General features: G+C 33.6%; 12 protein-coding genes. All 12 read right to left on the bottom strand.

The features are described from left to right. Window positions 1-5 precede the first annotated feature (5 nt). Window positions 6-2,465 carry a DNA translocase FtsK gene (locus LL966_RS10005; RefSeq protein WP_229352829.1) on the bottom strand — a complete coding sequence of 820 codons (2,460 nt, stop codon included), beginning with the start codon at window positions 2,463-2,465 and terminating at the stop codon, window positions 6-8. Window positions 2,466-2,483: 18 nt separating this feature from the next. Continuing rightward, window positions 2,484-2,858, bottom strand: a complete 375-nt coding sequence (locus tag LL966_RS10000; RefSeq protein ID WP_109192327.1) for a diacylglycerol kinase — start codon at window positions 2,856-2,858, stop codon at window positions 2,484-2,486. A gap of 9 nt (window positions 2,859-2,867) precedes the next feature. Further along, window positions 2,868-3,365 (bottom strand): thiol peroxidase, encoded by a 498-nt coding sequence (gene tpx, locus LL966_RS09995; protein WP_229352827.1) that lies wholly within the window; start codon window positions 3,363-3,365, stop codon window positions 2,868-2,870. A 764-nt stretch (window positions 3,366-4,129) separates the two neighbouring features. Continuing rightward, complete coding sequence (locus LL966_RS09990; RefSeq protein ID WP_008462029.1) at window positions 4,130-4,387, bottom strand: DUF6952 family protein; 258 nt, start codon at window positions 4,385-4,387, stop codon at window positions 4,130-4,132. Between the two features lie 67 nt (window positions 4,388-4,454). Beyond that, the gene (locus tag LL966_RS09985; protein WP_229352826.1) at window positions 4,455-4,763 is read right to left on the bottom strand and encodes a thioredoxin family protein; all 309 of its coding nucleotides are present in this window, start codon (window positions 4,761-4,763) and stop codon (window positions 4,455-4,457) included. 163 nt (window positions 4,764-4,926) lie between these two features. Further along, window positions 4,927-5,565, bottom strand: a complete 639-nt coding sequence (locus tag LL966_RS09980) for a peroxiredoxin (protein WP_229352825.1) — start codon at window positions 5,563-5,565, stop codon at window positions 4,927-4,929. A 125-nt stretch (window positions 5,566-5,690) separates the two neighbouring features. Further along, window positions 5,691-7,304: a glycoside hydrolase family 3 protein gene (locus LL966_RS09975; RefSeq protein WP_229352824.1), complete on the bottom strand. Its 1,614-nt coding sequence runs from the start codon at window positions 7,302-7,304 to the stop codon at window positions 5,691-5,693. A gap of 2 nt (window positions 7,305-7,306) precedes the next feature. Beyond that, on the bottom strand, window positions 7,307-7,756 hold the full coding sequence (locus LL966_RS09970; RefSeq protein WP_229352823.1) for a GNAT family N-acetyltransferase: 450 nt from the start codon (window positions 7,754-7,756) through the stop codon (window positions 7,307-7,309). Window positions 7,757-7,867: 111 nt separating this feature from the next. Next, window positions 7,868-8,209: a tetratricopeptide repeat protein gene (locus tag LL966_RS09965; RefSeq protein WP_229352819.1), complete on the bottom strand. Its 342-nt coding sequence runs from the start codon at window positions 8,207-8,209 to the stop codon at window positions 7,868-7,870. 22 nt (window positions 8,210-8,231) lie between these two features. Continuing rightward, window positions 8,232-9,791: an MFS transporter gene (locus LL966_RS09960; protein ID WP_229352818.1), complete on the bottom strand. Its 1,560-nt coding sequence runs from the start codon at window positions 9,789-9,791 to the stop codon at window positions 8,232-8,234. Then, complete coding sequence (locus LL966_RS09955) at window positions 9,778-11,346, bottom strand: glycoside hydrolase family 10 protein (protein ID WP_229352817.1); 1,569 nt, start codon at window positions 11,344-11,346, stop codon at window positions 9,778-9,780. Before LL966_RS09955 ends, LL966_RS09960 begins: the two co-directional genes overlap by 14 nt. A gap of 93 nt (window positions 11,347-11,439) precedes the next feature. After that, the gene (locus LL966_RS09950) at window positions 11,440-12,711 is read right to left on the bottom strand and encodes an acyltransferase family protein (protein WP_229352816.1); all 1,272 of its coding nucleotides are present in this window, start codon (window positions 12,709-12,711) and stop codon (window positions 11,440-11,442) included. Window positions 12,712-12,738 lie beyond the last annotated feature (27 nt).

Raw genomic sequence — 12,738 nt, 5'->3', positions numbered from 1 at the left:
TTGGATTAATTTTGTTCATTATTAAAAAATTGATCAAGAGCACTTAAGTCTAAAATATTCACGCTTCTAGCTTTACTGCCTTCGAACGGACCAACAATACCTGCTGCCTCAAGTTGATCGATTAATCGACCTGCTCTGTTGTATCCTAATTTTAATTTTCGCTGCAATAAAGAAGCTGAACCTTGCTGTGCATTGACAATAATCTCTGCCGCTTCTCTAAATAAAGTATCTCTTTCAGAAATATCTATATCAAGATTAATGCCAGTTTCTTCTCCAACAAACTCTGGAAGCAAATATGCTGTGGCATATGCTTTTTGTGCACCGATAAAATCGGTAATTTTTTCAACTTCTGGTGTATCAATGAAAGCACACTGAACACGAATAACATCATTTCCGTTTGTGTATAACAAATCTCCACGACCAATTAACTGATCAGCTCCTTGCGTGTCCAAAATTGTTCTTGAGTCGATTTTTGAAGTAACTCTAAATGCAATTCTAGCAGGGAAATTGGCTTTAATTAAACCTGTAATTACATTTACAGAAGGTCTTTGTGTTGCAATAATCAGGTGAATACCGATTGCACGAGCTAACTGAGCCAAACGTGCAATTGGAACTTCGACTTCTTTTCCTGCAGTCATAATCAAGTCGGCGAACTCATCGACAACCAAAACAATGTAAGGTAAAAATCTGTGGCCAGCTTCAGGATTTAATTTTCTTGCTTTAAATTTATCGTTGTATTCTTTAATATTACGAACCATCGCATCTTTTAATAAAGAATAACGATTGTCCATTTCGGTACAAAGCGAATTTAATGTATTGACAACTTTTGCATTATCTGTAATAATAGCGTCTTCCGTATCTGGAAGTTTGGCTAAATAATGTCTTTCAATTTTGTTGAAAAGCGTAAGCTCTACTTTTTTCGGATCGACCAAAACAAATTTTACTTCTGCAGGATGTTTTTTGTATAATAATGAAGTTAAAACCGCATTTAATCCTACAGATTTTCCTTGTCCAGTTGCTCCTGCCATCAGCAAGTGAGGCATTTTAGCTAAATCGACTACGAAAGTTTCGTTAGAAATTGTTTTTCCTAACGCAATTGGAAGTTCCATTTCAGCTTCCTGAAATTTAGCGGCTCCAATGACACTTTTCATCGAAACCATCGTTGGGTTTTTGTTCGGAACCTCAATACCGATCGTACCTTTTCCTGGAATTGGCGCAATAATACGAATTCCTAATGCTGATAATGATAATGCGATATCATCTTCTAAGCTCTTGATTTTTGAAATTCTAATTCCTGCTTCAGGAACAATTTCATATAATGTAACCGATGGTCCAACGGTCGCTTTAATTTGTGCAATTTCAATTTTGTAGTTACGAAGTGTATCTACAATTTTGTTTTTATTTTCTTCTAACTCTTCCTGATTAATTGTAATTCCACCCGTAGAATATTCTTTTAATAAATCGATGGTTGGGAATTTGTAGTTTGATAAATCTAAAGTTGGATCAAATAATCCGAAATCGGCAACTAGGCGAGAAGCTAGATTTTCTTCAATAATATCTTCTTCTTCCGCTTTTTCGATTACAAAAGCTTCATCAGGAGAAACTAATGGTAATTCTTGTTTTGGAGTAATTGGCTTTAAAACTGGATTTAACTCAATCTCAGATGAATGAGAGATAGTTGGTTTTAATGCTTCTTTATTAATTTCAAATTGAGAATCAACAGTTTTTAGGTGAATATCATCCAGATCAGGATCGTTTTTAATTTCTTTTTCTTCTTTAATAGCAAATTCTTCCAGATTATAAGCACTTTCGGGCTGATTTGCTATTGGTTTTAAAGTGTTTAATTCTGATTTGAAATCTTTTTTAGTCGAATCAAAATACGTTTGGATTTTTTCTGGAGATAATTTTATTTTGAAAATAAGATAGACAATTAAACCGAAAAGCAATGTCAGTAAAGTTCCTGTTTTTCCGATATAATCTTGTAAAAATAAATTTAGTTCATAGCCAATTGTGCCTCCTAATTCAGGTGCAGAAGTGGCGAAGAAACCAAATAATACAGAAACAACGATAATAGCAAAAATATCCCAAAACCAAGTGTTTTTAAGCTTCTGTGTAGAAAGATCTAAAGCCAAAAACATTCCGGTTAAGAAAAATAAACGAACAAATAAAAAAGAGGCAAGTCCAAAACCTTTATAGATCACTAAATCGGATAGAAAAGCTCCGAATTTTCCAAGCCAGTTTTCAGCTACTTCAGTACGATCGCCAAGCTGGTTTACAACACTTTGATCGTTTTGCCATTGTCCGTTGACATAGAAAGAAATAAATGCTACTACTAAGGCAACAGAAAAAAGAACTAAAAGACATCCTAAAACAAATTTTTGTTGTTTAGATATCTTAAAAGATCTTTTGCTTCCTTCTTGTTTATCGTTTTTTTTATCTACAGTTTCTTTTTTATTTTTTGCCATTCTTGCGTTTTCCTTTGCCTAAATAAATTTTGGAATATAAATAATCAAACCTATTGCTATTGCAGTCATTGCGGCAAAAAATACCGCTCCGGCAGCAATATCTTTGATAAATCCGATTCGTTTGCTGTAATCAGGATGGATGAAATCGGCAATTTTTTCAACAGCCGTATTCAATCCTTCAATGCTTAAAACCAAACCGATGGCAAATGTTTGACATAGCCATTCGGTTTGTGAAATGTGAAAATAGAACCCAGCAATGGTCATGATAATTCCTAAAGAGAATTGAACCATAATACTGTGTTCCGTTTTAATCAATTTTACGGCTCCTTTAAAAGCATAAGTCATGCTTTTTAAACGGCCTGTAACAAAAGTATTGTCTTTTTGAAACTCCATCAGAGTATATTATAATGCTGCTAAAGCTGCTTCGTAGTTTGGTTCATTTGCAATTTCAGCAACTTGTTCTGTGTGAACGATTTTTCCATCAGCATCAACAACAATAATAGCTCTTGAATGTAAACCTTTCAATGGTCCGTCAAGAATTTCTAAACCGTTTGCTTTTCCGAAAGTACCTTCTTGAAAATCTGATAAGTTTACTACATTTTCTAAACCTTCAGAACCACAAAAACGTTTTTGTGCGAATGGTAAATCTCTAGAGATACATAAAACAGTTGTGTTTTCTAATCCGCTTGCACTTTGGTTGAATTTTCTAACAGATGCAGCACAAGTTCCTGTATCTACACTTGGGAAGATATTTAGAACTAATTTTTTGCCAGCAAAAGTACTTAATGAAGCAACTGATAAGTCATTTTGTACTAAATTGAAGTCGGCTAATTGCGTTCCAACTGCTGGTAATTCGCCTGATGTATGAACTGGATTTCCTCCTAATGTGATAGATGCCATGATTTTTGTTTAAAATTAATGAGGTTCAAAAGTAAGGATTAATATTTGAATCTAAAAGTATTTGTTGAGGGTTTAAGGAGAGATTAAGGTTGGTTTTTGGATGACCTTGAATTCAATAATTTGCAATTTATTCTGCGAAATTATTTCTATTGATAACTTTTATTTTGAGAGATTATTGTTGGATGCTTGTTTTAAGCAGATCTTATAGATTGGATAGAATTTAATCTCATTTTTTGTCAGGCTGAGCGTAGTCGAAGCCCACCTATGTAGCTCCGCAATCTTAGCTGCCAATCTTTGTAAAAAATGCTTTGTGGGGATTCGACTTCGCTCAGCCTGACAATTCGTTGTCAATCAATAGGAAACGTCAATTGAAACCGTTTACCAGCGAGAGGGATAGGAGCTAGCTACCGAAGTAGCGCGGATAGCCCGACAGGATTTGTGAAAGTGGGCGAATATAGATAAAGTATGTTTGCCCACTTTTACAAATCTTGTCTCGCCCTTATTATTTTAGATTTTAGAAGGTAGATTTTAGATTTTTTGCGCTTGTCAAGCTGGGCTAAGTCGAAGCCTGCAAAAGTAATTCCTCAATTTAAATTGATAATCTTTGTCGATTTGCTTTATGTGGGCTTCGACTTCGCTCAGCCTGACAAAGATTTCGAGAAACTACGACTGAACACTAAAAACTGTAAACAAAAAAAAGCGTCTCCAAATAGAAACGCTTCCTTCGTCATGTTTTTTTGTTTTCTTTGAAAGAGAGGCTCGATTTATTTATCGATTGAACCTAAAACACGTTTCATAAACGTATTTAAAGCTTCTTTTTTATCTGTTCCTTGCGCCACTAATTTTTGAACTTCTAGCGCACCGTACATATTTGAAATCAATTCTCCTATAACGTCTAATTCTTCATCTTTTAGGGAAGGAATTTCAGTCATCGCTTCTAGAACTTCGATTGTTTCAATGATATAATCCTGATCGTTTTCTTCGATGAATTGTGTTAAATGCTTTATTACTGGTAATTTCATGTTTTTTTGTTTAAGCGTTAAATCGTTTTTTTTGTTTAATCGATTAAACGAATAAACAAACAACCAATTAAACAATTGCGTTTACAAGATCGATTAAAACTTCTTGTTTGTTGGTTTGCGTTTCGCCAACTAATTGTCCGTTTACGAAAGTTGCAAATGTAGGCAAGTTGTTCACATTAGCTAATTTTCTTGATTCAGGAGCGTTTTCTGCATCAACCAAAACAAAAGTGATAGCTTCATTTTCTGCTGCTAATTTTTTGAATTTTGGTTTCATAATACGGCAGTTTCCACACCATGATGCTGAATATTGTACTACTACTTTTTCGTTTTTAGCAACTAAATCTGCTAACGTATCTTCGTTTAAGTCGATTAACATAGTTTTCTGTATTTAAATTCCAAGTTTATAAATTCCAAATTCCAAATCTTACGATTGAACTTAGAAAATCTAAATTTTGAAAATATTATTGATTTTTTGAGAGAGAAAAAATTCCAAATCCCAATTGGAATTTGGAATTTTAAAAATTTGGAATTTTTATTTCTTAATTAGCGCTTAAGTATTCAGCAGTACTGATTCTGTCTGCAGACATAGCTTCTTTACCAGCTTCCCAGTTTGCAGGACAAACTTCACCTTTAGTTTGGATGTGAGTGTAAGCATCAACCATTCTTAAGTATTCGTTTACGTTACGTCCTAATGGCATATCGTTTACACTTTCGTGGAAGATTTTTCCAGTTTCGTCAATAAGGTAAGTAGCTCTGTAAGTTACGTTTGAACCTTCAATGATAACTGAATCTGTATCTTCGCTGTAGCTTGTAGATTCGATATCAAGAATACCTAAAATGTTAGCTAAGTTACGATTTGTATCCGCTAAGATTGGGTAAGTAACACCTTCGATTCCACCATTGTTTTTTGGAGTATTCAACCAAGCGAAGTGAACTTCGTTTGTGTCACAAGAAGCACCAATTACGATAGTATTTCTTTGCTCAAATTCTGGTAATGCAGCTTGAAAGGCGTGTAATTCAGTTGGACATACAAAAGTAAAATCTTTTGGGTACCAAAATAAAAGTACTTTTTTATTGTTGTTTACTGCTTCTTCAAAAATGTTGATTTTTAAATTGTCACCCATTTCTGAGATAGCATCTACTGCAATACTTGGGAATTTTTTTCCTACTAAAGACATATTTTTCGTTTTATGTTAAAAATTTATTTCTGATGCAAAAGTAGGGTATAAGTACAGGTACTTACAATAAGATGTGATTATTAATATTTATAAGTTGATAAATTTTGATTATATTATGTTTTAACTTATTGAATTTCAATGTTTACTGGAAGAATGCCATCTGAACTAATTTTATCTAAAAATTGAATTCCTGCTGTTTTTTGAAATTCTTCAAAATCCTGATACGCTTGAACCAATCCTGAAGCCTTTTTAAGATTCGGAATTATAGGCAAAACATACGGATTTCCGAATACGTAAACGATACATCTTTTGGTTTGAAGTAAACTTGAAAGCAGTTCTAAAACTTCATTGTCAATTTCGAAATTGTTCATTGGCTTTGCTTTCGGAACAAATAATGAAATTAGAATCGTATCGAAATTTTCTAATTCTTTTTGAATAGTTGAAATATCCGAAACTTCTAAATTTTCAAAAGCAAATTCTGGAGAAGTCAGTTTTGAATTTAAAGTTTTGAAAAATGTATTTTCAGTATTTTTATACAAACTCAGCTTAGCTAATTTGTTGTTTTTATGAGCTTCAAAAGCTAATTCTGAATTTTCATTATCACTAATTGTCGTAAGGGCATTTTGAGCAATTTTCAGATTTAATTCTGATGTTTTTTCGAAATCCAAATTACCTGAAGCAAAAGTGTTTCCAGAAAGAATTCCTGCTTTTTCTTTGGCTTTCATGATTCTATTATAGCTTTCGAAAATACGATCTGGAGAAGCGTTTTTATAGATCTCTTCAATTCCTTCTGGAACATTTTCGGCAAAACATAAAACATCATTTCCTGCATTGAAAGCTTCCCATTCCAACTGACCTTTGGTTTCATACAATTTAGAAACACTGTGCATGTTTAAAGCATCAGAAATGACCAAACCGTCATAACCTAATTTGTCACGCAAAAGATCTTGAATTACGGCTTTTGATAAAGTTGCCGAGGTATCTTTTCCGTCATTTAAACTTGGAACAGCCAGATGCCCAATCATAATCGAATCGACATTATTTTCAATTCCTTTTATAAATGGGTACAATTCGTTTTCCATTAATTCTTCTAAAGTTTCCATTAAAACAGGCAATCCTAAGTGCGAATCGACATTGGTATTACCGTGTCCAGGGAAATGCTTCAGACAACCTAAAACTCCAACTTCCGACATTCCTTTTAAATATTCTACAGCAAAATCGGCTACTTTTTCTTTATTTTCACCAAAAGAGCGATAGCCAATTACGGGATTGTTTGGATTATTATTAATATCCGCCAAAGGCGATAAATTACATTGAATTCCGGCCGCTTTTAAATCTAAACCAATTTGTTTTCCAACTTCGTAAACTAAATTTGATTTGTCTTTTGGCAAAGCGCCAAGTGTGATCGCATACGGATATTGCGGTGTTTTTTCGATTCGCATTGCTAATCCCCATTCGGCATCAATACTGATTAAAAGTGGAGTAGAAGCTGCTTTTTGATAACGGGCAATTAAAACTTTGATTTTTTCGTAGCTGTCGTCATTAAAAACAACTTTTTTCTTGCTTTCATAATTGGTAGCGGCGCTCGCGCGACTATGAAAAAAAGTTAGTCCCCCAATATTATATTCTCTAATGAGGCGCTCTGTTTCTTGAATGTTTTCTTCGGTATCGTTGATAAATACGGCAGGAAAAAAGAATTGTCCTATTTTTTGTTTTAATGCTTCGGCAGTAATTTTCATTATTATAAAGTCTTTTTCATGCAGACACTATTATCCATTTTTTCATAAGGCGGATAATTTGGAATGATGGTATAATTTAATTTTTGATATAAGTTAATGGCTTCAGGCTGGTTTTTGCCTGTTTCTAGTATAGTATAGGTATAACCGACTTCTTTTGCCCAGATTTCTAATTCAGCTAAAATTTTTGAAGCAATTCCTTTTTTTCTATAATCAGGATGAACATACATTCGTTTAATTTCGGTTTTGTCGCTTTCTTTTTCTCGAAAAGCTCCACAGCCAACAGGAATGTCGTTTTCATAATAAACAATCGTATGTTTTATTTTGTCGGTTTTATTAAACTGATTGTAAAACGCATGATCCTCTCCATCTCTAATTGCCAAATCTTTATCTAATAAAGCCACTAGATTTATAAAATCAATATCATCTGAGTTTGTTCTTTTTAGTTTGGTCATGATCTGAAAAGTTTTTTTACCATTGAGATATTAAGTAAATTAAGCTAAACTAAACTTCATGAACTTAATCTCTTAATGGTAAAAAGAAAATTAAGCTTAATTTAATTTTAGTTATTTCAGTTTTGCCTTCTTTTGTTTGGCTAATTGTTTTTGAGTTTCAATAGCTTTTTCTAGTCGGTTTTTAAAACGGAAAAGTTTTGGAAGTCCTTCCAATCGGTCTACAATTGTGATTTCTTCGTAAACCAAAATAGCTTTTTCTAAAATCCTAATTTCATTGTCCAGATCATTTTGATTTTTGTAGATCGTAGCCAATCGATCATAAGGGTGATTTCCTTTAAAGCTTTCTGCGACATTTTCTTCATACAATTCAATAGCTTTTTCAAGATTTCCATTTTTCTCGAACTCAGCTCCTTTCAGATTTCGTTCGGCCTGCAAATTTTCATTGATTTCCATATGTAAGAGTTTGATTTGGGATTTAAACTTCTTCTGTTTTCTTCCCAAAATCTTTAGGGAAAATTAAAAATCGAGATAAAATAATTCCTGGAATTGTAGCTAGAAATACCCAAATAAAGAAATTTCCATAGCCTAAATAATTTTGGATATAACCACTGACCATTCCTGGAAGCATCATTCCCATTGCCATAAAACCAGTCGCAAGTGCATAATGTGCTGTTTTAGACTCGCCTTCTGCAACATAAATCAAGTACATCATAAAAGCAGCAAAGCCAAAACCATATCCAAACTGTTCTACAATAACAACAGCATAAATGTAATATATAGAAGCGGGATGAAAATGTGCCAGCAAAACAAAACCAATAATAGGTAAGTGCATGATTAAAATCATTGGGAGCATCCATTTTGTTAAGCCTTGTTTCGAAATTGCAATTCCGCCAAGAATTCCACCTAAAGTTAATGCAATCAAACCAAAGGTTCCGTAAATTAAACCAATGTCTTCTGTTGTAAGCCCCATACCACCTTTTTCAATCTCCTTCTGACTGCCTTTGCTTTCAATCAATTCTTTTACAAAAGTAATCCTCGCGATATTGGCGTTTTCGTATTCTTTTTCATCCGTTAGAAGCTTCTTATCTTTTGTTGTTACTTCGTCTAATAATTTTTTTCCTGTAAATGTTTCAACAAGAATAGGAAGTTTGGCATTTAGAAATTTTATTTCTGAGTCTGAAATTTTTTCTCCTTCTTTAACTTTTGAATTGTAAATGTTCAATGCTTTAACCTGATCTTCATTTGTAGCGGACTCTGTTAGTTCATATTTAACAGGATCGATTAAAAAGGGGGTAAGCATTTTAATTAACTGAGATTCACCTAATCGAAATAACAAAATAAAGGAAAGAACGATGAAAATTTGTTTTTTCTTGAAGAAACTGGCAAATACCGTAGCAAAGTTTTGTTTGTTACTTTCAGCAGATTTTACCCCTGCATTTATTTCTGTTTTCGGAGTTGCAAAAAAGTTATAAACTGTTATAAAAGTCATTAGTAGACCCACAAAAATCATAGTATACGACCAAGCTTTGGTATTGTCACTGTACTTTTGCTCTAGATAACCAGCAAAAAGTACAATTAGTCCGTTTCCTGCAAGCATTGAAAGTCTGTAAAAAGTGCTTCGGATTCCAATAAAAAAAGATTGTTTGTCTTCGGGTAAAACCAATAAATAAAAGCCATCGCTCGCAATATCATTTGAAGCAGAAGCAAAAGCTGCGACCCAAAATATTGCTAAAGTCATAAAGAAAAATCCATTGAGTGGAATGGTAAAACCGACTAATAAAAAGGCAATTGAAATTAATAATTGCATGGATAAGAACCACTTTCTTTTAGTTCCTGTCAACTCTATAAATGGACTCCATAAAGGTTTAATTACCCAAGGCAGATATAATAAACTGGTGTAGACTCCAATAGCTTCATTGGTAATTCCTAAATTTTTGTACATGATTACCGAAACTGAAATAATCACTGCATAGGGAAGTCCAGAAGCAAAATTAAGAAGCGGAATCCAAAACCAAGGTTTATTATCTATTTTCATTAGGTTGTGCAGGTATATAGTTTTTAAATGGTTTTTTTAGATCTATGGCAGTCGGTGTACTTTCGTTAGCATAATAATCAATAAAAGTCACGGCGCAGGCTTTGAAAAGATTCAGTTTTCCTGCAGCAATTGAAAAAGTAATTTTTCCATCAACTTCTTTTACCGCTATTTTTTCTACAATTTTGGTAGCATCGTTAATATCGATTTTTGAAATATGCTCTCCTCCGTAAACAACCATGTAGCGAACTTTGGTATTCAGCGGACTTTTGAATGTAAAATTATAACGAATGCTGTCTTTGTTGTATTCGATTACTTTTGGAGTATCGATAATTACATGTCGTAAATTTGGAACCGCCGCAGGAAGCGCAGGATATTTATATTGATTTTCTTCTAAATGACGAACGACATCGAAGTTTTTGCCCATGAACCATTTTGAGCTGAAATACGCACTTCCGGAAACATTTTTGAAACTTCTTGCAAAATCAATCTGTGTTGGAATTTCAGTCACAAAATTCCAGCTTTTATCTGAGTCGCCTCTAATTTTATAAGAAGCATGACCAATATAAACTGCTGTATTGTTAGAATTTTCAGACCACCATTTTACCAATTTCGAATAAGATGCTCTTGTATTGTTCATGCTCCAATACAATTGCGGCAGAATATAATCAATCCATTTTTGATCCATCCATAACATAGGATCAGCATATAAATCATCATAATTTGAAGTCGATTGCGTTTCAGAACCTCTCGGATCCTGAGATTTATTTCGCCAAACCCCAAATGGACTAATTCCGAATTGAACCCAAGGCTTGCTGTCTTTTATAGTTGTTGAAATAGTATGTACAAAATTGCTCACATTGGCACGACGCCAATCGGCACGGCTTAAACCAGCACCATATTTTTGGTAAGAAGCGTTGTCGTTAAATACTTTACCGGGAACGGCATACGGATAAAAATAATCATCAAAATGAATGGCATCGATATCATATTTGTCAACGACTTCTTTAACCACTTTTGTTAAATGTGCCTGAACTTCTGGTAAGGCTGGATCATAATAATATTTTCCACCATATTCAATCATCCATTCTGGGTGTTTAAAAAGATCGTGTCCAGGGCTTAAAAGATTTTTATTCAAATCGAAAGTCGCGCGATAAGGATTTAGCCAAGCGTGGAATTCAAATCCGCGATTATGTGCCTGTTCTATCATCCATTCTAACGCATCGTAATACGGATTTGGAGCCAAACCTTCTTTTCCAGTTAAAAAACGAGACCAAGGTGCAAATTCAGAAGGATAAATAGCATCACCTACACTTCGAACCTGTACAATTACGGCATTGTAATTCAGTTTTTTATAAGCTTCTAGGATTTCAAGATAATCAGCTTTTTCTTTTTCTACGTTATCGATACTTGTTTTTGGCCAGTCAATATTTACCACGGTGGCGATCCAAACACCTCGAAATTCATTTTTAGGATGCATTGTTTTTTCTTGAGCAGAAATCGTCGAAGCGAAAAATATAAATAGAAAAGAGAATATTAAATACTGATTTTTATGCATTTCAATGTTTTTTAACAAAAACCAAAAATAGTTTTTTTAGATGATTAAAGGAAATTTAAATTTCGCAATAATAGTACCATTCTTTTTGAAATACTAAACTTTGAATATCAGTTTCCTTTTATATAAAATCCATAAGATAATTGACCAGAAAAGAGCATAAGCCAGCGCATAAGCTAATGATGCATTCAAAGGATTTTCAAAAACAGGAACAATACCATATTGATACACATATGCTTGAAAACCAATTTCTTCACCAACAATTTCTGGATTTTGCATTTTTATTGAACTCATTACCCTTGGAATTATTCCAGAAAAGTAAAAAACAATCATTGGATTTACGCCCCAGATTAAAAACAATTTGGCCCACTTTTTATAATTTGCCACATCAATAACATAATACAGAAACGTCAAAGATAAAGTTGCAATACCACCAGTATACAAAACATAAGAGCTTGTCCAAAGTGATTTGTTAATCGGGAAAACAATATTCCAAAGTAATCCAGAGATAAGTAGAACAATTCCTGCTATTGCCAGTTTTTTTACAATTTCAATTTTGGTAACAGATAAATTTAAAATTTGTCCGATAAACATTCCCGTGATTCCAGTTGCGATAGCAGGTAAAGTACTCAAAATTCCTTCTGGATCCCAAGTTTTAGAAACACTCCAAAGATGCCCGTTTAAAAGTAAATTATCGAGCCATGCCGCTAGATTAGTTCCTTTTTCAAAATTAGCTTCTCCAATTCCAGGAACAGGAACAAAAGCCATCAAGAGATAATACCCAACTAGAATTGAAACTCCAGTTATTATTTGTGTTTTTAAATTGGTCTTTAAATATAATAGTGAGGTAAAGAAATAAACAATACCAATACGCTGTAAAACCCCTGGAATTCTAGTGTCTTCAAAGTGTTCTAAACCACTGTAAGCTAAAAATAATAACACAGCTAAGATTCCGAAAACAAGATAGGTTTTGACTTGTAAACTAAAATTTCCCAAAAGCGCATAGGCGATTCCAAAGAAAATAACGAGTCTTATTGCTAAAAGCGGAAATCCTTCCAGACCAAATAAATGTATTCTGCCGAAAAAAGCTAAAGAAAAGCCTAAACAGAAAATGCGAAGCGATCGAACTAAAATTTTATTAAAAACAGCACCATCAAGATGTTTAACTGGCATAGCAAAAGGAATAGCTGTTCCCATTATAAAAACGAAAAACGGGAAAACTAAATCGGTTGGGGTGCAGCCGTGCCATTCAGCATGTTCTAATGGCGGGTAAATAGAAGACCAGCTTCCGGGATTGTTAACTATCGTCATTAAAAAAATAGTAAATCCTCTAAATACGTCCAATGAGGTTAAACGTTCTTTTGTCATGGTTTCTGGTTATTAATAGTTTATTGG

It is taken from the genome of Flavobacterium chungbukense, assembly GCF_020805785.1.
GTDB classification, from domain to species: Bacteria; Bacteroidota; Bacteroidia; order Flavobacteriales; family Flavobacteriaceae; genus Flavobacterium; species Flavobacterium chungbukense.
The sequence above is the reverse complement of the archived record's forward strand: the minus strand, read 5'-3'. Positions and strand labels throughout refer to the sequence as shown.

Coding starts and splice junctions, on each gene's coding strand:
- LL966_RS10005 (WP_229352829.1), bottom strand. CDS start 2,465: ATGGCAAAAAATAAAAAAGAAACTGTAGATAAAAAAAACGATAAACAA.
- LL966_RS10000 (WP_109192327.1), bottom strand. CDS start 2,858: ATGGAGTTTCAAAAAGACAATACTTTTGTTACAGGCCGTTTAAAAAGC.
- tpx (WP_229352827.1), bottom strand. CDS start 3,365: ATGGCATCTATCACATTAGGAGGAAATCCAGTTCATACATCAGGCGAA.
- LL966_RS09990 (WP_008462029.1), bottom strand. CDS start 4,387: ATGAAATTACCAGTAATAAAGCATTTAACACAATTCATCGAAGAAAAC.
- LL966_RS09985 (WP_229352826.1), bottom strand. CDS start 4,763: ATGTTAATCGACTTAAACGAAGATACGTTAGCAGATTTAGTTGCTAAA.
- LL966_RS09980 (WP_229352825.1), bottom strand. CDS start 5,565: ATGTCTTTAGTAGGAAAAAAATTCCCAAGTATTGCAGTAGATGCTATC.
- LL966_RS09975 (WP_229352824.1), bottom strand. CDS start 7,304: ATGAAAATTACTGCCGAAGCATTAAAACAAAAAATAGGACAATTCTTT.
- LL966_RS09970 (WP_229352823.1), bottom strand. CDS start 7,756: ATGACCAAACTAAAAAGAACAAACTCAGATGATATTGATTTTATAAAT.
- LL966_RS09965 (WP_229352819.1), bottom strand. CDS start 8,209: ATGGAAATCAATGAAAATTTGCAGGCCGAACGAAATCTGAAAGGAGCT.
- LL966_RS09960 (WP_229352818.1), bottom strand. CDS start 9,791: ATGAAAATAGATAATAAACCTTGGTTTTGGATTCCGCTTCTTAATTTT.
- LL966_RS09955 (WP_229352817.1), bottom strand. CDS start 11,346: ATGCATAAAAATCAGTATTTAATATTCTCTTTTCTATTTATATTTTTC.
- LL966_RS09950 (WP_229352816.1), bottom strand. CDS start 12,711: ATGACAAAAGAACGTTTAACCTCATTGGACGTATTTAGAGGATTTACT.